Source organism: Streptococcus gordonii, assembly GCF_001553855.1.
In the GTDB taxonomy this organism is placed as follows: Bacteria; Bacillota; Bacilli; order Lactobacillales; family Streptococcaceae; genus Streptococcus; species Streptococcus gordonii.
In genome coordinates this window covers 173,021-196,468 of the sequence record NZ_LQWV01000012.1, presented here as the reverse complement: position 1 = coordinate 196,468, position 23,448 = coordinate 173,021, and the positions used below count along the sequence as shown (strand labels likewise).

The window sequence follows — 23,448 nt, the reverse complement described above, 5'->3', positions numbered from 1 at the left end:
TTTATATATCAAAGACCAGAACGATTTCATCTTAGATCTGGTCTTATTTTTATTTATAAACTCTTTATCAGCATAATAGAAAAAACCAGTGGTCTCGAGTTTCCACTGATTTTTCTTGTTATAATCGTTTTGATTAAGCAGCCAAAACTTTGCGTCCTTTACGACGACGAGCTGCAAGTACGCGACGACCGTTTTTAGTAGACATACGATTACGGAAACCGTGTTTACGCGCGCGACGGATTTTACTTGGTTGATAAGTACGTTTCACGATGAATACCTCCTCTTAGATTCTTGTATTCGTTTAGCCGGCTAGTTGTGATCAGTTACTAAACATACTTTACTATTCTATATGATTCTAAGCCTTTTGTCAATAGTTCCAGAAAATAAGTTTCCTTTTGAGAACGTAATCATAGAGGTCTTGTTGCTTCATAAAATGGAATCAGGGCAGCCATTGCTTCTTGTAAATTAGACAAGACTTCTTCTCTAGAATTAGCCCCAGATAGATTAACATCGTATTTGGCTAAAACCTTGCGAACCTGACCTTCTTGGACCTGTTTCATAAGTAACCTGCGATTATCTTCTGTGCCTTCAAAGCGCTGACTCACACCATCTATCTGAGCAAAATAATAAACTGGTCTATCAATAGGTACTTGCAAGATCCGATTTTGCTTAGAGAGACTATAGTCGTCTTTCTTACGCTCCATAAAGCTAACTTCGAGCGATACACCAAAATCATCTGCACTTCCATACAAACGCAGAGCGAACATGGGTTCCGTTATCTCCCCATACCCTCTCACATAATTCCAAAAATGGGGTCGCAGTATCTGTGCCTGATTCATCCACTGGCTGGCTCGCTCCAAGCTTAAATTCGGATAAAGAGCCTGAAAATCTTTGACTAGATCTATGAACTCTTTACGAGCCGCTTGGCCCTTAGCTCTCAGATCCAGCATGACCTCACGAAGGTCTCCTGCTTTTTCTGGAGCAATATACTTGGTACCTTGATAGGGAAGATAGGCTTTTATAGCTGGGAAAAGTGACATAACATTTCCTTTCTTTACTCTCTATAATAGAAAACCTCAGGGTTATTAACAACAACACTCTGTGTTATAAGAATTCGATCTTGTTTTTTATCAGAAGCATCTGCTATCGTTTGATCGCCCGCAGTCACAGACATATCAACACCTGCTGGAATAAACAAGATGGCCGCACCCGGACCTCCAGAAGATACTCCACCTTGTAAATAAGAATCAATCATTCTAAAATTATTTCCCAATTTTAGGTCGTTATTAACCAAGCCATTTTTATCAAATACTAATTCACTCCCCTTCCCATTTCTCCATCTGCCTTCAATACTAGAATAATCTCCTTTTTGGATGGCTTCCAAATCCAATTGAGACGAACCACTTTGTTTTTTCTGATTTCCAACACTTGTCGTTGCTTGATAGTTTTCTATGTCTTTCCACTTTAACGAAGATAGATCAAGCTCTTTTTTAGATCCTGTCCCAAATACTGTATGTTGCCCGCTTTCAGAATTTGGATCCACGCCTGCTATTTGAAAATCTGCTTCTTTTAGCACTTCTACACCACTATTATCAGATTTCAGTTGATAAAGATAACCCTTAGCATCAGGGCTTAGAGAATGCCATTGAGCATAAAAGACTGTTCCATCAGTATAAATAGTTGTGACCTCTCTGCTTCCGCCTGCCGAAGCAACTCTGGATTGTGCTAAATAAGTAGAAACACCCTGCTTCAAGTAATAGATTGCTGCCAAATAATTTTGACCTTTGAAATCGTAGCCAGTTAGCAATTCTTTAGTGCCGTTTCCATCAATGTCATAAAATGCGTATAAATTTGCTCGCCCCTCTGATGTATCATTTTTTAGACTATCCAAAGTACTTGCATATGCTTTTTCATCTTGCTCAATAGAATCCGAAGAAACTTGCGATTGCTTTGATGGCTTTGGAGTACTGGAAGGAGATGAATGATCTCCCTTCGGACTACATGCACATAAAAAAATTGCGCCTGAAAGTAATAAAACAAGTATTTTTTTCATATTCTTTCCCTCTTTGATTTTCTACATTCAAACTATTATCTATAAAAGAAAGGAGACAGAGACAATGGCGTCTCAGTCTCACTTTGTTGTATAAAAAATTCTGACATAGTCAATAATTGAAGCTTTTACTCACTATCAATATCAACTACGACGTAACGGTTTGGTTCATCGCCTTCTGAATAGCTAGTAACTCCATCCATTTTAGAAATGATTCGGTGGATGATTTTACGTTCGTTGTTAGACATTGGATCTGTTGGCTGGCTACGACGCTCTTCCAAAGCTTTATTGGCTAATTTTTGAGCGTAACTTTGCAAAACTTCAGCCCGATGTTCCACATAGTCGTTAACATTAATAGAGATATAGAAACTCTTTTCATAACGAATGTAAAGGTAATTTTGAGCCAATAGTTGCAGAGCTTTGAGGACCTTTCCATGGTATCCAATCACACGACCAGGCTCATTGGTATCAATCTGCATATTAACCGTACGACGGTTGTAGCTAGATGATAAACTTGCTTCAACATCCATTTCATTGATGATTTCTTGGACATAGGCTGTCACATCTGAGACAACTTCTTCAATATCGTAGTTTTCTTCAACTTCGATACCTAAATCTGAAAACTCTTGATTAGCTGGTTGGTCTTTTTCTTCTGATTCACCTTGTCTTACTTGGTTTTTAATAAGGTCAATTGTTCCAGTTTCCTCTAAAATAGTATTGGCTTGTTTGTCATGCTTGAGGATTTCCGCCTTAACTTCGTCAGAAACCTTTTCGCCCTCGCCTTCAACCTTCTTGATGGCAGCAACAACTCGACCCAAGTCAACCGTTTCTTCACTAACACTTTTGACCGGTTCATTTTTAGCATTAATTTCTTCTGGCACACCTTTTACTGCTTTTTGGTTGGCCTTGACCATTGTTGTTTCACTGATTGGCTCCACATCAACTTGGGCAGGCTTTTTACCAAATAAACCTAGAAAACCTTTTTTCTCACGCGAAATAACAGTAATATGTGCTTTCATACGAGGAATATCTAACTCACGCAATCCTTCTTGAATTGCTTCTTCTACACTTGCTCCTGTAAATACAACCATTTGCAAGAGACCTCCTTATTTTTTCTTTTTCTGTGCTTTTCGGAAGGCACGTTTTTTCTTTTCTTCTTGTTCACGCGCAGCATTAAGCTTAGCTTCACGTTCTGCAATCATTTTAAAAGGATTGCTCAAAACTAAAGTTTGTCCGACTTGATAGGCATTTGATACTGTCCAGTAGAGGGCAACACCACTGGAGAAGGTCAAAGCAAACCAGAAAATCATGAGAGGCATGATATAGGTCATCGCCGTCATAGCTCCATTTCTTTCGGCCAACCCCTTATTATTGAGCCAAGTACTCAAGAAAGTGAAGAGGGCGGCCAGTACTGGCAGTATGTAATAAGGATCCGTTTCTGCCAAGTTGAGCCAGAGAAAATGTCCCGTCCTCAAGAAGGCAACCCGTGTCAACGCTTGATACAAGGCAATTAAGACTGGCATCTGAACAAAAAGAGGAATAAAGGATGCTAAGGGATTAACACCCAATTCTTTGTAAAGCTTTTGGGTTTCCGTTGCTAGCAAGTTTCTGCTTTCCATATCTTTGCCGGGATACTTGGCTTGTAAAGCTTTGATATGCGGCTGGGCTTCCTGCATTTTCCTCGATGAAGTCATCTGGATTTGGAAGACCGGCAAAAGAACCGTTCGAATGATGATAGTAAAGAGAATAATTCCAATTCCTGTGCTGCCATTAAAAGATAAGAAACGAATCGTTTCCGCAAAGAAATAAACAAATTTTTCCCATAAGTCAGTTGATTGTGATGTGACTTCGCTCGTGCCACAGGCGGTCAAAACAAGCGAGGACAAAAGCAGGAGACCTGCTATCTTACTCTTCTTTTTCACTGGGAATCCCTTCTTGATAGATTTTAGCTAGTTTCAGTACATGTAGTAAATTTCGCTCAATTTCTTTGTAATTCAGCTCTTCCACTCCCTTACGAGCAATGATGACAAAGTCAACCGCTTGTAGCTCTTGTCTATGCTCTATCAAGACATGGCGAATCTTCCTCTTAATCCCATTTCTGACAACTGCATTTCCAAGTTTTTTACTGACGGAAAGCCCCACTCGAAAGTGTTTTTGATCTTTATCCAATTTATAGATGACAAATCGTTTATTAGCCACACTTTGTTTATCATTAAAAATCGCATTGAAATCTTTTTCACTCTTGACGCGATAGCTTTTTTTCAAAATTCAACTCCATCTACCAAAATTATATCTATTATACCATATTTTTCCAAAAAGCCAATGCCAGCAACCTTTAGCGCTATTTCTACCTTCATTTATAGCTTTTTATAAAGCAAAAACATCGCTCTTTTTCACGATGTTTTCTAAATGTTATTTGTTGTTCAAATCTTTTTTAGCTCTTTCCAACTCCTGACGAATCTGTTCGAATCCAGTCCCCCCGAGTGAATTTCGTTTTTGCACTGCCGTCTGCGACTCAAGTGCTTGATAAACGTCTTCTTCAATCAATGACGACACTTCCTGATAGCGACTCAGCGGAATATCCTGTAGATAATAGCCTGCCTTGCTACATTCCAGCACCAACTTCCCGACAATCTCATGGGCTTCTCGGAAAGGCAGTCCTTTCTTGGCCAGATAATCAGCCAATTCTGTCGCATTGGAGAAATCCCGCTGAGTTGAAACCAGCATTTTTTCTTTGTTTACTGTCATACTAGACAGCATACCAGCCATAATATCTAGCGACTTCGTGATGGTATCTACTGTATCGAACATACCTTCCTTGTCTTCCTGCAAGTCCTTATTATAGGCCAAGGGCAGAGATTTCATAACCGTCAGAAGACTGAAGAGATGGCCATAGACCCGGCCGCTCTTGCCCCGAATCAACTCCGCCATGTCCGGATTTTTCTTTTGCGGCATAATGGAAGAACCAGTACTAAAGGTGTCTGACAGGCTGACAAAGCCGTATTCATAGCTGCACCAGTTAATCAGCTCCTCGCAGAGACGAGACAGATGCATGATGAGAATGCTACTGTTAGATAGAAACTCCAAGATAAAATCTCGATCACTTACCGCATCCAAGGAATTGTGGTAAATGCCCTTGAAGCCCAATAAATCAGCCGTCAGCTCCCTATCAATTGGAAACGTTGTCCCCGCCAGAGCCGCTGCTCCTAAAGGAGATAAATCCGTATGCTCCAGATTAAAGGCAAAGCGCTGACTATCCCGGCTGAACATCTGATAATAGGCCAGTAGATGATGGGCAAAGCTAATCGGCTGGGCATGCTGCAGATGGGTATAGCCTGGCATGATAGTCTCTACATGCTCCTCAGCCAAGTCCAGCAGCACCTGACGCAGATTCAAGAGTTTATCCGCAATCTGACCGAGCTGATCCTTGAGATAAAGGTGCATATCTGTCGCCACCTGGTCATTACGAGAGCGAGCCGTATGAAGCTTACCAGCTACTGGCCCAATCTCCTCGGTCAGAAGAGCCTCCATATTCATATGAATATCTTCATTTCGCACATCAAACTCAAGCTCTCCAGCCTCATAACGTGCCAACAGCTTTTCCAAGCCTGTCTGAATAGCCACTGCTTCCTCTGGAGCAATGATTCCTGTCTGCCCCAGCATTTTTACATGGGCTAGGCTGCCCTCTAAATCATAAGGGGCCAGATGATAGTCAAATCCAATGCTAGCGCCAAATTCCTCTACCCAGCCTTCCAGTGAGGCTTCAAAACGTCCGCCCCACAGTTTATGATTCGCCATAGGAAAGCCCCTTTCTATTTGTCTTTGTGAGCCTGAACCTCTGCGTGAACCTTAGACGGAAGCCCCCATAGCTTGATAAAGCCAATCGCGGCATCCTGGTCAAAGGTATCTGCACTGGTATAGGTAGCCAGATTTTCGTCGTAGAGAGAATTGTCAGACTTACGAGCTACAACTGTCGCAGACCCCTTATAAAGCTTCACTTTAGCTGTTCCATTGACCACTTGCTGAGTGGACTTAAGGTAGGCAATCAAAGCTTCTGTCGCCGGATTAAACCAGAGACCATTGTAGATGAGATTGGACAGCTCATTTTCGATAATCGGTTTGAAATGAGCCAATTCTCTGACTAGAGTCAGATCCTCGATTTCCTTGTGGGCAGTCAAGAGAGTCACTGCACCAGGGCATTCATAGATTTCCCGAGACTTAATCCCCACCAGACGATTTTCCACATGGTCAATCCGTCCGACACCGTGTTGTCCTGCTAAGTCATTCAGCTCAAGGATCAAATCCGCCAGCTTCATCTTTTTGCCATCTAAAGCAACCGGCACACCAGCCTCAAAATCAATATTTACATAGGCTGGGCTATCTGGCGCTGCTTCTGGCGCAACCGTCAAATCATAGGCATCTTCCGGCGCTTCATTCCATGGGTTTTCCAAGACACCGCACTCATTGGCCCGTCCCCAAAGGTTTTGGTCGACTGAGTAAGGACTATCCAGATCTGCAGGAATTGGCACACCATTAGCTTTAGCATAATTGATTTCTTCTTCCCGAGACCATTTCCACTCCCGAACCGGAGCAATCACCTTGAGCTTGGGATCCAAGGAGGCGATAGCCACTTCAAAACGGACCTGATCATTTCCTTTTCCAGTACAGCCATGGGCAATAGTCGTCGCCCCTGTCTTGTGGGCAATTTCAACTAATTTCTTGGAAATCAGAGGTCGGCTCAGAGCGGACACCAGAGGATATTTTTGTTCATAGAAGGTGTGTCCTTGCAGAGCAACCAGGACGTAGCCTTCCGCGAACTCGTCTTTAACATCAATGACGTGAGATTCAATAGCGCCAACTTTCAGAGCCTTATCATGAATGAAATCCAAATCATTTCCCTCACCCACGTCCATGCAGACTGCGATCACATCATAATCCTTGTTCAACCAAGTAATAGCCACCGAAGTGTCCAAGCCTCCTGAATAGGCCAAAATAACTTTCTCTTTAACCATGCGATTACTCCTACCCTTCTATATTTTGTATTTTTAAACATTCTACGGTATGAAAATGCAAATGTCAAGAGAAAGTCGATATTTATTAAAATAAAAACGTTTTATCAATTTTTATTCAAATACAATATATTATATACTGGATTAAAATAAAAACCAGCCCGAAAGCTGGTTCATCTTATTTAATTTGATTTAGCATGTTCTCGATATGCTGGATAGATTTTTCACGACCTAATAGGTAAATCGTATCTGGCAGTTCTGGTCCATGCATTTCCCCTGAAACGGCAATTCGAATCGGCATAAAGAGGTTTTTACCCTTGATACCTGTTTCTTTTTGAACTGCTTTGATTTGAGGGAAGATGTTTTCTGTCACAAATTCTTCATCTGTCATAGCTTCCAGCTTCGCTTTGAAGGCTTCTAGAACAACCGGAACGGTTTCTCCTGCCATAACTTCGCGCTCGGCGTCTGTCAACTCTGGGAAATCTGAGAAGAAAAGATCTGTCAGAGGTACAATTTCATCGACTGACTTCATTTGTGGTTTGTAAAGCTCTACTAATTTTTCAGCCTTATCTGTCAAACGTCCTGCTTCTTCCAAGTATGGCTTCGCCAGAGCAAAGATTCTTTCGAAATCCGCATTTTTGATGTACTCATTGCTCATCCAGTCTAGTTTCTTCTGGTCGAAGGCTGCTGGAGACTTGCTGAGGCGGTTCTCATCGAAGAGTTTAATGAGTTCTTCGCGAGAGAAAATCTCATCTTCACCACCAGGATTCCAACCTAGCAGTGCAATAAAGTTAAAGACTGCTTCTGGCAGATACCCCTTCTTACGATAATCCTCGATAAATTGAAGAGTGTTGGTATCACGTTTAGATAGCTTTTTACCCGTTTCGCTATTGATAATCAAGGTCATATGACCGAACTCAGGTGCTTCCCAACCAAGTGCTTCATAAACCATGAGCTGTTTTGGAGTGTTGGCAATGTGGTCATCTCCACGGATAACGTGAGAGATCTGCATATCGTGGTCATCAATGACGACAGCAAAGTTGTAAGTTGGATATCCGTCTTTCTTTTGAATAACCCAGTCACCACCGATATTGCCACCTTCGAACTCAATGTCACCTTTGACTATGTCGTGCCATTTGTAGATACCTGACTCATTAACAGCCAGACGAACAGTTGGTATGATTCCAGCTGCTTCACGTTCAGCAATATAAGCAGCTTTTTCTTCTTCGCTCATGCCAAGGTATTCGTTGATGTAGCGAGGTGTTTCTCCTGCTGCTTCCTGGCGTTCGCGCTCGGCTGCCAATTCTTCTTCTGTGACATAAGATTTGTAGGCTTTTCCTTCAGCTAGCAATTGGTCAATGTATTTTTGGTAGAGTTCCAAACGCTCAGACTGACGGTAGTTTTCATGTGTTTCTGGACTTTCATCCCAATCCATGCCTAGCCAACGCAAATTTTCAAGCTGTGAACGTTCCCCATCTTCTACATGGCGCTTGCGGTCAGTATCCTCGATACGGATAATGAAGGTCCCGCCATGATGACGAGCATAGAGGTAATTAAAGAGCGCAGTCCGCGCATTTCCGATGTGTAAAAGTCCAGTCGGACTTGGTGCATAACGCACCCGAATAGCTTTTGCCAAAGCAGATCTCCTTTATATCATTCTTTTTATCATCGAGGACCAAAGGGCCTCTTTTCAATCGTTTCTATTATAGCACAAGTAAGAAAAAAAGATTACCCGCAAGCAATCTTTTTTTCATTCCTAAACTAATTGAAAACTAGAACATTTATTTATAGAACTTCATGGATTCGTCCGGTATCCACATCATAGACACCACCAGAAATTTCTACATCATCAGGGATCAAGGGAGACTTTCGAAGTAATTCCATATCCTCCCGTACACTTTCTTCCACATCTGTGAAGGGCAGAAAATCTTGCCCCTTAACATCCACACCTAGCACATTTTCAAGGTGACAGGCAAATTCTGGATTGGTAAAGGTCTGAGCCCCACAGTCTGTATGGTGCAAAACCACTATTTCTCTGGTCCCCATCTGTTGCTGAGAAATCACTAAGGATCGAATCATATCCTCCGTCACACGCCCACCAGCGTTCCGCAAAATATGGGCATCTCCAAGAGCCAAACCTAAGGCCGGAGCCACATGAAGTCGGGAATCCATGCAGGTTACAATAGCAACCTTTGTTTTTGGTTTTATTGGTAAATGAGCTGTTCCATGCAAGTCAACATACGCTCTGTTGGCCTTCATAAAATTTTTAAAGTAAGACATATTCACCTCTGCTTCATCTCTGAAAAATTTATTTGATTATCAAATAAATTAATCTTATCTTACCAGCTTTTTCAAGATTTGTCAGAGATAAAGCTTCTTACTCATGAAAAATTTGTATGTTCAGGAATAGTCAAGCCTACTCTTTTGTAGGAATATATCCACCCAAAATTTTAGCGAAAGTTTCAACATTTAGACTTTGAACATAGATTTCTCCTGTACCTCGGAAGGCATTAACAACACCCTCACTGATGCCAAGGTGGAAGCAACTAATGGTTCTATGAAGGACGTCAAACGACCAAGTTTTGAACTTAGAACTTCCCCAATTTCAAAAAAAGAGAGAACCTATATAAACGGCTCTATATGCTAGCTTTTATCACCCACTATAGTTGATAAAGAGCTATTAGTTATAACTTTTTAAAGTAGCGAGCAACAGGCCATTGTTCAAAACCAAAGTTCTCATAGGTTTTACGGGCTGGTGCATGACCTGGATCACCACCCGTCTCAACCATGACCATTTCCATCCCTTTTTGTTTAATCTGATTACAAGCATAGGTCATGAGCGCTTTTCCGACACCTTGGCGCTGATAGCTTGGAGAAACAGCTAGTATATAAATCTCTCCCATTTTATCCTCAGGGTGCAAGCGAATGTGAATCCAGCCGACCAACTCTTCCTCCAGAAAAGCTAGCCAGGCAAACTGACCCTCTGCATCTAAGACCGCTGTTAGATCATTGATTTGTCTTGTTTCCCACCCTTGAGGATAAAAATTGTCATAAACAAACTTAGGAACTCCTTTTTCCATTTTTGGAAAAACTGGAGACCAAGCCTGTATTGACAATTCTAAAACAGCCTCTTTATCCGATTTCCGATAAGGTTTTATAGTAATTGTCACTTTTTTCTCCTAACGTCTCTTTAATCCGCAAAAAATGCCACGAACGAGTCCGCATCCGATGGTGCCCAGGAATAGTCAAGCCTACTCTTTTGTAGGAATATATCCACCCAAAATTTTAGCGAAAGTTTCAACATTTAGACTTTGGACATAGATTTCTCCTGTACCTCGGAAGGTATTAACAACACCTTCTCCTGTACCGACAGATTGTAAAAAACCATTTTCCAAGTGAATGTCATAATGCAAGTCTTTGCTCCAGGCAACAACATGGGCATTATCAATCGTCATTTCTTGGTCTTTCAGTTCAATTTTCTTGATAGCTCCAAAGGCATTGACTAAGAGTGTTCCTTCTCCTTGAGTGGTCATGACAAAGAAACCTCCTTGACCGCCAAACAAGGCACGGCCAATAGACTGGCGTTCCATCGTATAAAAAGCTGAACCATCCAAAGCAAGGAAAGCTCCATCGTTCAATCGATATTGATGCTCTCCCAAATACAAGGGCATTACCTGACCCGGAACATTAGGAGCTAGAGCTAAGAGGCCACCATCTGCATCAGATAAAGCTTCCGTAATAAAGGTGCTTTCACCAGACACCATCGAACGCCCAACTGCTTTAACTAATTTACCAAGACCAGATCCTTTTGCATTCAGTTTGGTCCTTAATTTGACACTAGAAGAATGGTAGACCATGCTTCCGCGCTGAATATAAGCTTTTTCTCCTTTATCTAGTACAATTTCTACAAAAGGAAATTGGCTATTGTTTTCAATAGTAAAATTCATGCGATTATCTGACATCAGATTTCTCCTTTTATCTTGTTTTGAGCAAAGAGAACTAATCCTTGCACCTGTTTTATTTATCTACCAAGATCATTACATTGACAGTTTTGTTTACCTATAAAGCAAGGTTCTAAGAAAATACTTTCTTTAAGACTTCCCCAATCGTTGTCACACCAATGACTTGGATATTATCTGGAACTTTGAGGCCACTCAGAGAGTTTTTAGGAGCGTAGACTTTGGTAAAGCCCAGCTTTGCTGCTTCGTTGATACGCTGCTCGATGCGATTGACTCGACGGATTTCTCCAGTCAGGCCAATTTCACCGATAAAGCACTCTTGAGGATTGGTAGGCAAATCTTTGTAGCTGGAGGCAATGGCTACCGCTACTGCTAAATCAATGGCTGGTTCATCTAGCTTGACACCACCAGCTGATTTGAGGTAGGCGTCTTGATTTTGCAGGAGGAGTCCTGCCCGTTTTTCCAGAACCGCCATGATGAGGCTAGCTCGGTTAAAGTCCAGTCCGGTCGTGGTTCGCTTGGCATTGCCAAACATGGTCGGTGTCACCAAAGCCTGCACCTCTGCTAAAATTGGCCGCGTTCCTTCCATGGTCACGACAATAGAAGATCCTGTCGCGCCGTCCAGGCGCTCTTCTAAAAAGACTTCACTGGGATTGACAACCTCAACTAGCCCGCCAGATTGCATCTCAAAAATGCCAATCTCATTGGTCGAGCCAAAACGGTTCTTGACTGCTCTCAAGATACGGAAAGTATGCTGACGTTCACCCTCAAAATAAAGCACGGTATCCACCATGTGCTCTAGCGTCCGAGGACCAGCTAAGGTTCCTTCCTTGGTCATGTGACCAACAATAAAGGTCGCGATATTATTGGTCTTGGCCAGCTGCATGAGCTCGGCTGTCACCTCTCGGACCTGAGAAACAGAGCCTTGGACACTGGAAATTTCCGGCGACATCACCGTCTGTATAGAGTCGATAATCAGAAAATCTGGCTTGATTTTCTCAATCTCTGTGCGGATATTTTGCATATTGGTCTCAGCGTAGAGGTAAAATTCACTGTCAATATCACCGAGGCGTTCCGCCCGCAACTTAATCTGCTCAGCTGATTCCTCCCCGCTGACATAAAGGACGGTGCCCTGATGAGAAAGCTGGGTTGATACTTGCAGAAGCAGGGTAGACTTCCCAATACCAGGATCCCCACCAATCAGAACCAGACTGCCAGGCACGACTCCACCACCCAGCACACGATTAAACTCGTCCATTTCCGTCTTGGTCCGATTGACATCAATCGAAGTGACCTCAGCCAGCTTCATGGGCCGAGTCTTTTCACCTGTCAAGGAAACACGAGCATGCTTGACTTCTGCAGCCTCTACTTCCTCAACAAAAGAAGACCACGCTCCACAATTAGGACAGCGGCCTAGATACTTGGGCGAATGATATTCACAATTTTGACAGACAAAGGTCGTTTTTTTCTTAGCGATGAGATATCTCCTTTATATTTCTAATTCACATTCAACAAACTGGCAAAAATCAATCTGCTGATCAGCTACAAACTGGCGGATGAGCATGCGATGGGCTACAAGAGCTACCGTCTCGTAGTCTCTGTATTTGCTTAAGGCACTGAAAAAGCGGGCTTTCATCTGCTCAGCCGTTTCATACTGGACAGGACTTCTTGCAAGGAGACAACCATTATTTTCAAAAAACAACTCCCGAGCCTGCTCAAACTTTTCTATACCACTCTCATATACCTGCCATTCATGCAGCAAAGGCTCCACAAAAAGCGGCAGTTGGCGGTCTCGAATCAAATAGGAAGCCGTCTCCAAAGCTCGCGTCACAGAAGATGAAATCAGAATTTCCGCCTGTTCCAGCAGAGGATTAGCAGCTGCCTCTGTCGCCATCCGACGACCAGCAGCCGACAAGGGAGGCAAATCTAGTCCAAAGCCAGTGTAACCAGCCTCTTCCAAAAGTGAATAATCTGGCTCTCCGTGGCGGATAAAAATGATTTTCATATTAATGTCCTCATAAAGCTATCTAATCTTGATTCCGCAATCTTGCCATTGCTTCAGTGTTTTAGAGAATTTCTTCTGGTGGGCAACTCCGACAGCGGACAAATCGACAGAAACCTGATAATTCTCCTTGACAGCTGCCAAAACGGAAGCCTTGACACAGCCATTGCCATCTACCCCTATAAACTCTAAGCTTTTAGCACCAGTTCCCTCTAAAAACTCTTTTAAATCTGGATTAGTAAAGCAAGAAGACCGACGCTTCTCAAAGATGCGAGAAGATATAACCTTCAAGCCGGTCGCAAATTTCTTCTTCCTATCTTTTCTCTCCCAGAAAAAACGGTTGAGAATATAGATAACCCGATTGCTGGGATAACTAGCTATTTTGTCATTGACAGCCGCAGTCAGTGCTTCATTATCATATGCTTTTCCTGCAGCAACATAATCTGACTGCATATCTACAACTAATAAATAGTCTTCCATTTTTTCACTCTATTTCCCTGTTGATCCAAACCCGCCAGTCCGCACGCCATCTGCTTCATCTCCATCCGCAATTAAAAAGGGTGCAAAGACAGCCTGAACCACACGTTCGCCAACTTCAAGAATGACTTCCTGATCTGTGATGTTTTTCATCTGAGCAAAGATATGACCTTCGTTTCCAGGATTGCCATAGTAGTCGCCATCAATGACCCCCACGGAGTTAATCAAGACCAAGCCTTTTTTGCGAGGATTGGACGAGCGGTCGTAAAGATAAAGTACCTCTCCGGCTTGCATATAGGCCTTGACACCGGTCGGAACTAGCTTAATATCTCTCGGTGCTATGACGGTACGCTCTGCCACTTTCAAGTCGTAGCCAGCTGCGTGAGCCGTCTCTCTCTTGGGTAGCAAATCATCATTTGTAAAGCTGGAAACCAGCTCGAATCCACGAATTTTCATGCATTTCTCTTTTCTATTTTTACTGCCCCTATTATACTAAATTCGGTAAAAACAAGCAAAAAAACCGCCAATTGGCGATTCTCCCTAGTATAGATCTCTGATGATCTCTCCATTATCCAGATAGGTAAACTGCTCCGTCAAATCTGATGTGAAAACTTGATACATTTCCTTAAAGCTCACAGCCAGCGAGTAGCTGTCAAAATCTTCACGGTTAATCCAGAACACCTTGCCTTCGTCGGATGAAACCAGCTCTCCTTCAAAACGATTGGTCTTGTAAAGAAAAACGATGTAGCGCTCATCTTTTTCAGTATAAAACTGCTTGACACCACACAAGCGAGGCTCGTAGATAGTCAAACCTGTTTCTTCCTTGACTTCCCGTATCACTGATTTGACAAAGGATTCACGATTTTCAACATGGCCACCTGGAAAGCAAAGGCCGGTCCAATCATCATTTACTTTATTTTGCACTAAAATGCGGTCTCCATCGTAAACCATACACATATTTGTTAAAATAACTCGCTCCGCTCTTGACATCTCTCTTCCTCCATCTACCGACCGATTCGCTCGGCCTACTTGTGACTCATTATAACATAAAAGACATCAAATTTCTGAAAATCCAGATTTCTCAGCCTTTCCAGCAAAAAAACCGCCAATTGGGCGGTTCTTATAGGGAGATTATTATGAAAAAGAAAAGTTTTAGGATTTCTAAACAAAGTTAGGAGGTCTTTGTTTATGTTCTTAGTATAAATCTCTTACCTTAAACTTTCCTAAAAGCAAACTGAAAGGTTTAAAATTTTTTATAATTCCTGCAAAAGATAGTGAAATAGCTCTAAATTTCCCTTTTCTTCGCCGATCAAAAACTCTGGATGCCATTGAAGACCAATAATCCGATGGTTATCAATGGACTCGATAGCTTCAATTGTGTTATCTCTGGGATCAAAGGCTGTCGCGCGAAAATTAGGAGCCAAATCCTTGATGCTTTGGCGGTGAACGGAATTAATCCGGCTAGCTTGACCAAATAAACGCTCTACAACACTCCCCTTTTCAGTACGAATCGAATGCGAAGTCCCAAAAGGCTGACCCTGCCAATGATTATCAATCTGCTGGTTTAAAGTACCACCAAAAGCAACATTTACCAGTTGCAGACCACGACAAATTGCCATAACAGGTTTGTTCTGGCGTAAGGCTTCTTTTAAAAGTGCTAATTCAAATTCATCACGGGCGATATTATAATCGTCACTATCAATAGTTTTTTCTTCTCCATAGAATTTTGGATGGACATTCTGTCCACCTGATAAAATCAGCTTGTCTATGGTTTCTACATAATCCTCGACCAGGCTTTTATCGCCAAGAGGAATCACCATTGGCAGACCACCAGCCATTCGTACGCCGTCCACAAACTTTCGTGAAACAGAGGTGTGAATATTTTTTCCGTCTTCATCAACTGGGCAAAGATTGGCCGAAATTCCAACAATTGTTCTGCACATAGGAGACTCCTTTCTCAAGATATACTTTATCTTACCACGACTAGCACTTCTCGTCCAATAAATTTTTTTAAAGCAACTTATAAAAATTTTTTATCAAGTACTTGCTAGAAAGTTTTAAGGAAAAACTCCCGAATGAAATTGAAATTCAAACGAGAGTTGTAAAATATGAATCAATTCTTTACTCAAAGACAAATTGATTATGATAGAGTTCTGAATAGAATCCTCCGAGTTGAAGAAGTTGATGGTGGTCCCCTTGCTCAATCACCTCTCCATCTTTAAGGACGATAATCTGGTCAGCATTGAGAATCGTCTTGAGGCGATGGGCAATGACAAAGCTAGTTCGACCAGCTACAATGGCTTCCATAGCCTGCTGAATCTTGCTCTCTGTTACCGTATCAACATTGGAAGTCGCTTCGTCTAAAATCAAGACTTGCGGGTCCGTCAGCAAAGTTCTAGCAATGGAAATCAACTGTTTCTGCCCAGTTGAGAAAATATTCTGGTCATCATCTACCAAGGTATCATATTTGTCTGGTAGACTTTCGATATAGTCATGAATATGTGTCGCACGCGCAGCCGTTTCGACCATTTCCTGACTAGCATCCGGCACACCGAAGCGGATATTGTCCCGAATCGTGCCACTAAAAAGCACCGAATCCTGCAGAACAATCCCCACATGGCTCCGCAGACTGTCCAACTCATAATCTCGAATGTCGCGACCGTCAAACTCAATACTGCCACTATCCACATCGTAAAAGCGATTGAGCAGGTTCATAATGGTCGTCTTACCTGATCCAGTCGGGCCAACAACAGCCGTCATCTTACCCTTAGGAGCAAAGATAGACACGTCTTTGAGGATGGGCTTTTCTTCTACATAAGAGAAGTCCACCTGCTTGATCTCTACTGAGTCTGTGAGCTCTGTGAAAGCAGGTGCATTCTCTGGCCGGACTTCCTCGGGCGCATCAAACATCTCCTGAATCCGGTCAGCACCTGTAAAGGCCAACTGTAGACTGCCCCAGCTAGCTGCAATCTGAATGATAGGCTGATAATATTGCTGAGAAAACTGAGCATAAGTCGTAATCAAGCCAACTGCAACAGCCGTTTCAATATTAGGATCGCTAAGCAATACAGCCGATCCAACAAAAATCACAATGGCTGTATTAATCAGACTCATTCCATTCATGATAGGGAAGAGAAGACCTGAGAAAGCTCTGCCCTTAAAAGTAGCTGAACGGACTCGATCATTTTGCTCAAGGAAGCCTTTGATAACTTCTTCTTGCATGCCCTGAACAATAATAGCCTTCTGACCCGAAATAGTCTCGTCCATATAAGCATTGAGGCGACCAACTTCTTTTTGCTGGAGATTGGTGTACTTTCTAGCTAGTTTAACAATCACGACTAAAACCACAATAGCTAGGGGAGTGCTGGCAACAGTAATCCAAGCCAGGCGAGCATTCTGCTGAAACATGATGATCACTAGGCCAAGGTAGAGAAGAATATTACTTAAGACTTGAATCATACTTTCGTTCAAGGCTTGAAGAATATTATCCAAGTCACTAGTAAAGCGCGATAGGATATCCCCATCCTGATGACGGTCAAAAAAGGATACGGTTAATTTAGCTAGTTTTCCAAACAATCCCTTTCGCATCTCATTGGTCGAATGCGAAATAACTCGGCTCATCAAAACCATATAAATCAAGCTAGAAATTGATAGACAGAGAAAGGTTAGAAACAGCTTGGTCATAAGGGACGTAAAGGCAACTAAAAGCTGATTTTTTTCTCCGCCATTAGCCAAGGCATTGCCTAATTCAACTAGATGTTGAACAGCCTGACCAACATAAATCGGAAAGAGCACTTGTAAAATAGTAGAAGCAATCATCATCACGATTACAATAAGAAATGATAAGGTATAGTCTTTAAAATATTTCCAGAAAAATTTTACGGTCCGCATCTTAATCCTCCTTTCCTTTCTGTGTCTCGTATATCTCACGATAGACTTCATTTGTTGCGACTAGCTCTTTATGCGTTCCTTTTCCGATTAAACGGCCTTGGTCTAAGACTAAAATCTTATCTGCATGGACAACCGAACTAATCTTTTGAGCAATGACAATGGTGGTCGTGCCCTTCAAGTCCCTATTCAAAGCTTCTTGAACCAATTTTTCTGATTTGGCATCTAAAGCTGAGGTCGAATCATCTAAAATTAGGATCTTGGGATGGTTGACGACACCACGCGCAATGGACATCCTTTGCTTCTGGCCACCGGAGAAGTTATTCCCCCGTTCTTCTACCTGACTGTCAAAGCTGTCCGCCATACGGCCAATAAACTCACTGGCTTGGGCAACTCCTGCCGCCCATTCCATCTCGGGCAGGGAAGCATCGAGTTTCCCTTGACGAAGATTGTCAGCAATGGTCCCGCTAAAGAGAATAGCTCGTTGCAAGACAATAGAGACATTCTTACGAAGACTTCCCTGACTGACTTCTCGTAGATCCTTACCACCAATTGAAATAGAGCCTTCTTGGGGATCAAAGAGGCGAGGAATCAGCTGAGCCAAGGTAGACTTACCAGCACCCGTTGCACCGACAACGCCAACCATTTCCCCTGGAGCTACTTCGAAACTAATATCTTTTAGAATTGGACTTTCATCTGTTGGGTAAGTAAAGGTCACATGATCAAAATGAATACTGCCTTCTAAGTCTTCATCTGCTATATCTGGGAAAGTCATGGCAGGCTCTGTATCTAAAACCTCATTGAGACGTCTCATTGATATAATGGCCCGCGTCACACCATTTCCTAAAAAACCAACCATGATAATAGTAAAGATGATTTGATTCAGGTAGCCAATGAAAGAAGCAATCGAACTGACCACTCCCGCGTCTGTAGCAACCATGCCTGACAAGGTCCAAATAGCCAGATAAACTGCTCCGTAACCGATGAACATCATTATTGGTTCAACAACTGAAAAAGCGTAACCGATAAATAAATTTTGATCCAGGAGTTCATCAGAAACATGGCTGAATTTACCAAATTGTGCCCTTTCTTGCACAAAGGACTTCACTACCCGAACTCCTCGAAGATTTTCCTTGGCAATAGCATTCATTTGCTCTAACAAGGTCTGAAATTTCTTAAACCGAGGCCCCATAAGCCCCATCATCATAGCTGTCAACCCAGTCACAAGTAAAATTAGGAGGGCAATAATCCACCAGAGTTCCGGAACAGTCACGATGGCCAAGACAACCGAACCAATGAATAGGACTGGCAGGCGAAGCAAGATTTGAAACATCATCATAACCAGATTTTGAATTTGATTAATATCATTGGTCATCCGAACAACCAGATTTCCAGCATTGAACTGCTCAATATTGGCATAAGAGAAAGTCTGGATCTTTCGAAAAGTCTTCTCCCGCAAATCAGATGACACCGCTTGGGCGATATAAGCTGCTGTCGTTACATTAATACCACCAGCAAGCAAGCCAACAATCCCCATACCAATCAGCCAAGCCCCAGCTTGATAAATAGCTTTACTATCACTCATCTGCAAAGCATCCAGGACCTGCTTAAGGAGCCACGGTTGCAACAGCGAACTAGCAATCATCAAGCCAGTCATTACAATCGAACACACAACAAACCATTTGTACTTTAATAAGGTTTTTACAAACATCATCTTCCCTCTACTAGTTTTCTCTTTTTCCTTCGTTTTCTTACTATATCACAGAAAAAATCAATGTCAAGCTTATTAAACTTAGCTTTAAAATGACTATAAGAAAATGAGAACATTTAAGCTTGAAAACGATTTTTTCTTTTAATATGATAGAATAGAGTAGAATACTCTAGTTAGAAATGGAAATAAGAAAGATGGATAAACAACGAGTTGCTGTGATCGGTCCTGGCTCTTGGGGTACAGCTTTGTCACAAGTGTTAAATGATAATGGTCACGAAGTACGTATTTGGGGTAACATTGCTGAACAGATTGATGAAATCAACCAAGCGCATACAAACACACGTTATTTTAAAGATACTGTCCTCGATGAAAAAATCAAAGCCTACCACAGTCTAGCAGAAGCCTTAGATGGTGCTGATGCGGTTCTATTTGTGGTGCCAACCAAGGTCACAAGACTGGTAGCAAAACAAGTCGCTCAAATCCTAGACCACAAGGTTAAGGTTATGCATGCTTCCAAAGGTTTGGAACCCGACAGCCATGAACGTATTTCTACAATCTTAGAAGAGGAAATCCCGAGTGAATTGCGTAGTGAAATTGTCGTTGTTTCAGGTCCTAGCCATGCTGAGGAAACCATTGTTCGCGATATCACTCTCATTACAGCAGCTTCTAAGGACCTAGAAGCTGCCAAATATGTACAGAAACTTTTCAGCAACCACTATTTCCGCCTCTATACCAATACAGATGTGGTTGGAGTCGAGACTGCAGGTGCCCTTAAAAATATTATCGCCGTCGGAGCTGGGGCTCTACACGGCCTAGGCTATGGCGACAATGCCAAGGCTGCCATTATCACGCGTGGACTGGCTGAAATCACTCGCTTAGGAGTGAAACTTGGCGCTAGTCCTTTGACCTATAGCGGTTTATCTGGAGTTGGTGACCTTATTGTTACCGGAACTTCTATCCACTCTCGCAACTGGCGGGCTGGGGATGCTCTTGGACGTGGAGAAAAATTAGCGGATATTGAAGCTAACATGGGCATGGTGATTGAAGGAATTTCCACCACCAAGGCTGCTTATGAACTTGCTCAGGAACTGGATGTATATATGCCTATTACCCAAGCCATTTATAAAGTCATTTATCAAGACCATGACATAAAAGAGGCTATCTTCGAAATCATGAACAATGAATTCAAGGCCGAGAACGAATGGTCATAACCAAATCTGCATTTAGAAGGGATTTACTAATGTCAAAAGTTAAGAAAGCTGTCATTCCAGCAGCTGGCCTTGGAACTCGTTTCCTACCTGCTACTAAGGCGCTTGCTAAAGAAATGTTACCTATCGTGGACAAGCCTACCATTCAATTTATTGTCGAAGAAGCTCTCAAGTCTGGAATTGAAGATATTTTAGTCGTAACTGGTAAGTCAAAACGTTCGATTGAAGACCACTTCGACTCCAACTTTGAGCTTGAATACAACCTCAAAGAAAAAGGCAAAGATGACCTTTTGAAATTAGTTGATGAAACAACCGGTATTGGCCTGCACTTCATTCGACAAAGTCATCCGCGTGGGCTGGGAGATGCTGTGCTTCAAGCTAAGGCTTTTGTCGGCAACGAACCTTTTGTTGTCATGTTAGGTGATGACCTTATGGATATCACTAATGATAAAGCTATGCCACTTACCAAACAGCTGATGAACGACTATGAAGCAACTCATGCTTCTACAATTGCTGTTATGCAGGTCCCTCATGAAGAAGTTTCTTCATATGGTGTCATCGCTCCGCAAGGCGAAGGTCTTAATGGACTTTATAGTGTCGAAAAATTTGTTGAAAAACCAAGTCCGGAGGAAGCTCCAAGTGATTTGGCAATCATTGGTCGCTATCTGCTGACTCCAGAAATTTTTAAAATCTTGGAAAATCAAGCTCCTGGTGCTGGAAATGAAATCCAACTGACAGATGCCATTGATACTCTTAACAAGACCCAGCGCGTATTTGCCCGTGAATTCAAGGGTGACCGCTACGATGTTGGTGACAAGTTTGGCTTCATGAAAACATCTATCGATTACGCTCTCAAACATCCGCAGGTCAAAGATGATTTGGAACACTATATTATTGAACTTGGTAAAAAGCTAGAAGAAAAAACTAAAAAATAAAACCGAGGATGAAATACGACCGATTGGTCTATTACTCAAAACACAAAAACACCTAGATTTAACTAGGTGTTTTCTTATATCCAATGACTGGCTTTCTCAACAGAAACATTAATTTCCGTTAGAGAATGTTCCAATATTCTTGAAATCTTTTCCGCCTTCATAATTTCCTGCGAAACCAAAGCGGTTGTTTGGATTGCCTTCTGCATTGGCAACTGTTGTTTGTGGAGCTTGACTTGACTCTTGAGAAGCTTGGCTTTGTACCTGAGGAGCTTCAGCGCGAGTAGATGTTTGTCCGAATACTTGCACATTTGCTGTAGCTGCATAGCCAAAACGATTGTTTGGATTCCCTTCTGCATTAGCAGGAATATCATGAGTCGGAGGTGCTGCAACATAGTATTCAGCAGGAAGTACGTTTTTATTTACTTCTTCAGTTGCTTTTGGTTTTTCTGGAGTTTTTGGAGTATCTGGTTTTTCAGGTGTTGATGGGTCTTGTTTATCATCTGGTTGTGAAGCGCGATAAGGATCAGACTTACGTCCAGCAGCTTCTAATTGTTTTTCCATCAACTTTTCATAGTCCTTAAAGTGTTGGAAAAGACGATCTGATAAATCAAGTGCATCTTTTGTCACTTTGTGTTCAGCAGCTTTAGCAGCTTCTGGTTGATCTTTCAGTGAATAATACTCAATATCCTTCTTCTCTTGATCAATGATGAATTGTTTTTCAAGCATCTTCCAATGATCTTGAACAGTCTTACCGAAAATATCTTGGTTCTTAATTGCCATTTGGTCAATGTGCCATACTGTCCAATACCATGAGTTTGGATCATAAGTAGCAGTTTGAGGTTTAAAGGCTTGATAAGTATCTTGAACGTTACCATAGAAAGGTACATATGGTGTGTTACGTGATGGTCCTAAACCGAGCCATACTTTACCACCAAAAGATTTTGGCAACTTCGGATCAATTTGATAAACATGGGCATCGATAACATTTTCATTACCAAGAGCATATTTGTATTGATCTTTCCGAACAGCATCATTTGCACCATTGTCGCCTTGTTTCTTGACCCCAATTTGATCATCAGGTATAAAACGACCATTCAAGTGTTCAAAGCGGTTCCGTTGCAAAGCAAAGGCATCCTCAAGAGTAAATTTCTTGTTAGGATCAGTTGGAGAGCGGAAGAGCTCGTACTCATCATCTTCATAAGTAATTTTAGATTTAGGATCAAGAAGTGTAATTCCTGCATATGTACGAGAACGATCCCCTTCTGCGTATTTTTCAGGTCCATATGATTTAGCAATGTGGAAATTACCATCTTTATCTGTCTTGTAGTTTCCTGCTTCTTGGGCTACTTTTTCTACATCTTTAGAAGCAATAACATTTTCTTTGTCATTCAAATCAACATGGCCAAGGTAATAGGTGTTAGCAAAAACTGCGTATTTATCTTCTGGCACCTTCACCGCTACATATTGGTGGCCAGATAAGATTTCCATGTACCAAGTTTCTTTTTGGTCTGCAACTACAACTGTATTTCCTTCAGCAGATCCCTTTTCTTCAATGACTTTTGCAAGCAACTCAATTGCTTCACGAGCTGATTTTGCACGAGGCAAAATGACATCCAGCATAGCAGCTTCTGGAAGACCATCTGCTTTAAGAGGGTCTTTTGCAAGTACTTTTTTATTTGGAATTGCTGTAACTGTAGATGTCATTGAAACACCTGCTTCATTAAAGCCATGTTCCCCGAAAGCACCGTTACTACCATCGCCACGAGCAGAATCATAAGTTGCAGTATACTTCATTTCGTTGGCTGCATGTGGATATGTGAAACCATTAGATTCATCTACAATCTGGTCTCCTTCCTTATAGTTCTTTCCTTCCACAACAACATAGTTTTTATTGTGTTTCCCACCATTGGGATAGTAAGGATAGTCTTCCGTACGGCCAAACATGGTTGAACCGTCAGCTGTCAACTGGCGACCAAAAATAAAACCACAACAAGCTTGAACCGCTTGGATAGGCAACATGAGGATTGCCATCACAGCAATGACAACTTTGAATGTTAACTTCTTCATCGCTAACTCCTTTTTATTTTTTTGGAAGTCCTAGACTCCCTATATTTACAACCATAGTATACTCCTTTAACTTCGTATTTGCAAGCGCTTTCAAAATTGTTTATTTATACGTTTTACAGATATAAAACAGGGAAAACATACA

The 23,448-nt window shown here is 42.0% G+C and carries 23 protein-coding genes and 1 pseudogene; 2 read left to right on the top strand and 22 right to left on the bottom strand.

All coding sequences use genetic code 11. The features are described from left to right. Positions 1 to 133 precede the first annotated feature (133 nt). From rpmH to AWH02_RS03880, 21 genes and pseudogenes are all read right to left on the bottom strand, one after another. On the bottom strand, positions 134 to 268 hold the full coding sequence (rpmH, locus tag AWH02_RS03975; protein ID WP_000831902.1) for a 50S ribosomal protein L34: 135 nt from the start codon (positions 266 to 268) through the stop codon (positions 134 to 136). A gap of 139 nt (positions 269 to 407) precedes the next feature. Beyond that, entirely contained in the window at positions 408 to 1,040 is a 633-nt protein-coding gene (locus tag AWH02_RS03970) for a hypothetical protein (protein ID WP_048778090.1), read from the bottom strand. A 14-nt stretch (positions 1,041 to 1,054) separates the two neighbouring features. Beyond that, positions 1,055 to 2,053 carry a DUF6287 domain-containing protein gene (locus AWH02_RS03965; protein WP_060553191.1) on the bottom strand — a complete coding sequence of 333 codons (999 nt, stop codon included), beginning with the start codon at positions 2,051 to 2,053 and terminating at the stop codon, positions 1,055 to 1,057. A gap of 125 nt (positions 2,054 to 2,178) precedes the next feature. Next, positions 2,179 to 3,141: an RNA-binding cell elongation regulator Jag/EloR gene (gene jag / locus AWH02_RS03960; protein ID WP_011999721.1), complete on the bottom strand. Its 963-nt coding sequence runs from the start codon at positions 3,139 to 3,141 to the stop codon at positions 2,179 to 2,181. 15 nt (positions 3,142 to 3,156) lie between these two features. Beyond that, positions 3,157 to 3,972: a YidC/Oxa1 family membrane protein insertase gene (locus AWH02_RS03955; protein ID WP_045505280.1), complete on the bottom strand. Its 816-nt coding sequence runs from the start codon at positions 3,970 to 3,972 to the stop codon at positions 3,157 to 3,159. Next, positions 3,956 to 4,315, bottom strand: a complete 360-nt coding sequence (gene rnpA / locus AWH02_RS03950; RefSeq protein WP_060553192.1) for a ribonuclease P protein component — start codon at positions 4,313 to 4,315, stop codon at positions 3,956 to 3,958. The genes AWH02_RS03955 and rnpA overlap by 17 nt, the downstream gene beginning before the upstream one ends. Positions 4,316 to 4,462: 147 nt before the next feature. Continuing rightward, a complete protein-coding gene (argH, locus tag AWH02_RS03945; protein WP_060553193.1) occupies positions 4,463 to 5,848 on the bottom strand; it encodes an argininosuccinate lyase in 1,386 nt (461 codons plus the stop codon). 14 nt (positions 5,849 to 5,862) lie between these two features. Beyond that, positions 5,863 to 7,062 carry an argininosuccinate synthase gene (locus AWH02_RS03940; protein WP_060553194.1) on the bottom strand — a complete coding sequence of 400 codons (1,200 nt, stop codon included), beginning with the start codon at positions 7,060 to 7,062 and terminating at the stop codon, positions 5,863 to 5,865. A 175-nt stretch (positions 7,063 to 7,237) separates the two neighbouring features. Beyond that, positions 7,238 to 8,695 carry a glutamate--tRNA ligase gene (gene gltX, locus AWH02_RS03935; RefSeq protein WP_060553195.1) on the bottom strand — a complete coding sequence of 486 codons (1,458 nt, stop codon included), beginning with the start codon at positions 8,693 to 8,695 and terminating at the stop codon, positions 7,238 to 7,240. 149 nt (positions 8,696 to 8,844) lie between these two features. Continuing rightward, positions 8,845 to 9,339, bottom strand: a complete 495-nt coding sequence (locus tag AWH02_RS03930; protein ID WP_060553196.1) for a beta-class carbonic anhydrase — start codon at positions 9,337 to 9,339, stop codon at positions 8,845 to 8,847. A 136-nt stretch (positions 9,340 to 9,475) separates the two neighbouring features. After that, positions 9,476 to 9,595, bottom strand: a pseudogene (locus AWH02_RS11145) (TIGR00266 family protein); the annotation flags it as partial. 148 nt (positions 9,596 to 9,743) lie between these two features. Then, positions 9,744 to 10,229, bottom strand: a complete 486-nt coding sequence (locus tag AWH02_RS03925) for a GNAT family N-acetyltransferase (RefSeq protein WP_045505265.1) — start codon at positions 10,227 to 10,229, stop codon at positions 9,744 to 9,746. Between the two features lie 81 nt (positions 10,230 to 10,310). Continuing rightward, positions 10,311 to 11,021, bottom strand: a complete 711-nt coding sequence (locus AWH02_RS03920) for a TIGR00266 family protein (RefSeq protein WP_008808197.1) — start codon at positions 11,019 to 11,021, stop codon at positions 10,311 to 10,313. Between the two features lie 112 nt (positions 11,022 to 11,133). Further along, complete coding sequence (radA, locus tag AWH02_RS03915) at positions 11,134 to 12,495, bottom strand: DNA repair protein RadA (RefSeq protein ID WP_081041919.1); 1,362 nt, start codon at positions 12,493 to 12,495, stop codon at positions 11,134 to 11,136. A 12-nt stretch (positions 12,496 to 12,507) separates the two neighbouring features. After that, positions 12,508 to 13,023 (bottom strand): histidine phosphatase family protein, encoded by a 516-nt coding sequence (locus AWH02_RS03910; protein ID WP_060553197.1) that lies wholly within the window; start codon positions 13,021 to 13,023, stop codon positions 12,508 to 12,510. A gap of 18 nt (positions 13,024 to 13,041) precedes the next feature. Continuing rightward, positions 13,042 to 13,500, bottom strand: a complete 459-nt coding sequence (locus AWH02_RS03905) for a cysteine hydrolase family protein (protein WP_060553198.1) — start codon at positions 13,498 to 13,500, stop codon at positions 13,042 to 13,044. 9 nt (positions 13,501 to 13,509) lie between these two features. Continuing rightward, positions 13,510 to 13,953 (bottom strand): dUTP diphosphatase, encoded by a 444-nt coding sequence (locus AWH02_RS03900; protein WP_060553199.1) that lies wholly within the window; start codon positions 13,951 to 13,953, stop codon positions 13,510 to 13,512. Positions 13,954 to 14,037: 84 nt separating this feature from the next. Next, a complete protein-coding gene (locus AWH02_RS03895) occupies positions 14,038 to 14,487 on the bottom strand; it encodes an 8-oxo-dGTP diphosphatase (protein ID WP_060553200.1) in 450 nt (149 codons plus the stop codon). Positions 14,488 to 14,750: 263 nt separating this feature from the next. Then, positions 14,751 to 15,440 (bottom strand): gamma-glutamyl-gamma-aminobutyrate hydrolase family protein, encoded by a 690-nt coding sequence (locus tag AWH02_RS03890; RefSeq protein WP_045634457.1) that lies wholly within the window; start codon positions 15,438 to 15,440, stop codon positions 14,751 to 14,753. A 178-nt stretch (positions 15,441 to 15,618) separates the two neighbouring features. Next, positions 15,619 to 17,388, bottom strand: coding sequence for an ABC transporter ATP-binding protein (locus AWH02_RS03885; RefSeq protein ID WP_060553201.1), 1,770 nt, complete (start codon positions 17,386 to 17,388; stop codon positions 15,619 to 15,621). A gap of 1 nt (position 17,389) precedes the next feature. Next, complete coding sequence (locus tag AWH02_RS03880; protein ID WP_060553202.1) at positions 17,390 to 19,096, bottom strand: ABC transporter ATP-binding protein; 1,707 nt, start codon at positions 19,094 to 19,096, stop codon at positions 17,390 to 17,392. A gap of 194 nt (positions 19,097 to 19,290) precedes the next feature. On the opposite strand from AWH02_RS03880, the gene AWH02_RS03875 reads away from it, so the two are divergent. Beyond that, positions 19,291 to 20,307, top strand: coding sequence for an NAD(P)H-dependent glycerol-3-phosphate dehydrogenase (locus AWH02_RS03875; RefSeq protein WP_045505249.1), 1,017 nt, complete (start codon positions 19,291 to 19,293; stop codon positions 20,305 to 20,307). Positions 20,308 to 20,336: 29 nt separating this feature from the next. Then, positions 20,337 to 21,239 carry a UTP--glucose-1-phosphate uridylyltransferase GalU gene (galU, locus tag AWH02_RS03870; protein WP_060553203.1) on the top strand — a complete coding sequence of 301 codons (903 nt, stop codon included), beginning with the start codon at positions 20,337 to 20,339 and terminating at the stop codon, positions 21,237 to 21,239. Positions 21,240 to 21,347: 108 nt separating this feature from the next. On the opposite strand, the gene abpB is transcribed toward galU, so the two are convergent. Further along, positions 21,348 to 23,306 carry a C69 family dipeptidase AbpB gene (abpB, locus tag AWH02_RS03865; RefSeq protein WP_060553204.1) on the bottom strand — a complete coding sequence of 653 codons (1,959 nt, stop codon included), beginning with the start codon at positions 23,304 to 23,306 and terminating at the stop codon, positions 21,348 to 21,350. Between the last annotated feature and the right edge of the window lie 142 nt (positions 23,307 to 23,448).

Excerpts from the sequence above, each read along its gene's own strand:
- galU (WP_060553203.1), top strand. The coding sequence starts at position 20,337 with ATGTCAAAAGTTAAGAAAGCTGTCATTCCAGCAGCTGGCCTTGGAACT.
- AWH02_RS03895 (WP_060553200.1), bottom strand. The coding sequence starts at position 14,487 with ATGTCAAGAGCGGAGCGAGTTATTTTAACAAATATGTGTATGGTTTAC.
- AWH02_RS03880 (WP_060553202.1), bottom strand. The coding sequence starts at position 19,096 with ATGTTTGTAAAAACCTTATTAAAGTACAAATGGTTTGTTGTGTGTTCG.
- AWH02_RS03940 (WP_060553194.1), bottom strand. The coding sequence starts at position 7,062 with ATGGTTAAAGAGAAAGTTATTTTGGCCTATTCAGGAGGCTTGGACACT.
- AWH02_RS03965 (WP_060553191.1), bottom strand. The coding sequence starts at position 2,053 with ATGAAAAAAATACTTGTTTTATTACTTTCAGGCGCAATTTTTTTATGT.
- jag (WP_011999721.1), bottom strand. The coding sequence starts at position 3,141 with ATGGTTGTATTTACAGGAGCAAGTGTAGAAGAAGCAATTCAAGAAGGA.
- AWH02_RS03930 (WP_060553196.1), bottom strand. The coding sequence starts at position 9,339 with ATGTCTTACTTTAAAAATTTTATGAAGGCCAACAGAGCGTATGTTGAC.
- AWH02_RS03890 (WP_045634457.1), bottom strand. The coding sequence starts at position 15,440 with ATGTGCAGAACAATTGTTGGAATTTCGGCCAATCTTTGCCCAGTTGAT.
- AWH02_RS03905 (WP_060553198.1), bottom strand. The coding sequence starts at position 13,500 with ATGGAAGACTATTTATTAGTTGTAGATATGCAGTCAGATTATGTTGCT.
- AWH02_RS03885 (WP_060553201.1), bottom strand. The coding sequence starts at position 17,388 with ATGCGGACCGTAAAATTTTTCTGGAAATATTTTAAAGACTATACCTTA.
- AWH02_RS03900 (WP_060553199.1), bottom strand. The coding sequence starts at position 13,953 with ATGAAAATTCGTGGATTCGAGCTGGTTTCCAGCTTTACAAATGATGAT.
- abpB (WP_060553204.1), bottom strand. The coding sequence starts at position 23,306 with ATGAAGAAGTTAACATTCAAAGTTGTCATTGCTGTGATGGCAATCCTC.
- AWH02_RS03910 (WP_060553197.1), bottom strand. The coding sequence starts at position 13,023 with ATGAAAATCATTTTTATCCGCCACGGAGAGCCAGATTATTCACTTTTG.
- AWH02_RS03970 (WP_048778090.1), bottom strand. The coding sequence starts at position 1,040 with ATGTCACTTTTCCCAGCTATAAAAGCCTATCTTCCCTATCAAGGTACC.
- AWH02_RS03920 (WP_008808197.1), bottom strand. The coding sequence starts at position 11,021 with ATGTCAGATAATCGCATGAATTTTACTATTGAAAACAATAGCCAATTT.
- argH (WP_060553193.1), bottom strand. The coding sequence starts at position 5,848 with ATGGCGAATCATAAACTGTGGGGCGGACGTTTTGAAGCCTCACTGGAA.
- AWH02_RS03875 (WP_045505249.1), top strand. The coding sequence starts at position 19,291 with ATGGATAAACAACGAGTTGCTGTGATCGGTCCTGGCTCTTGGGGTACA.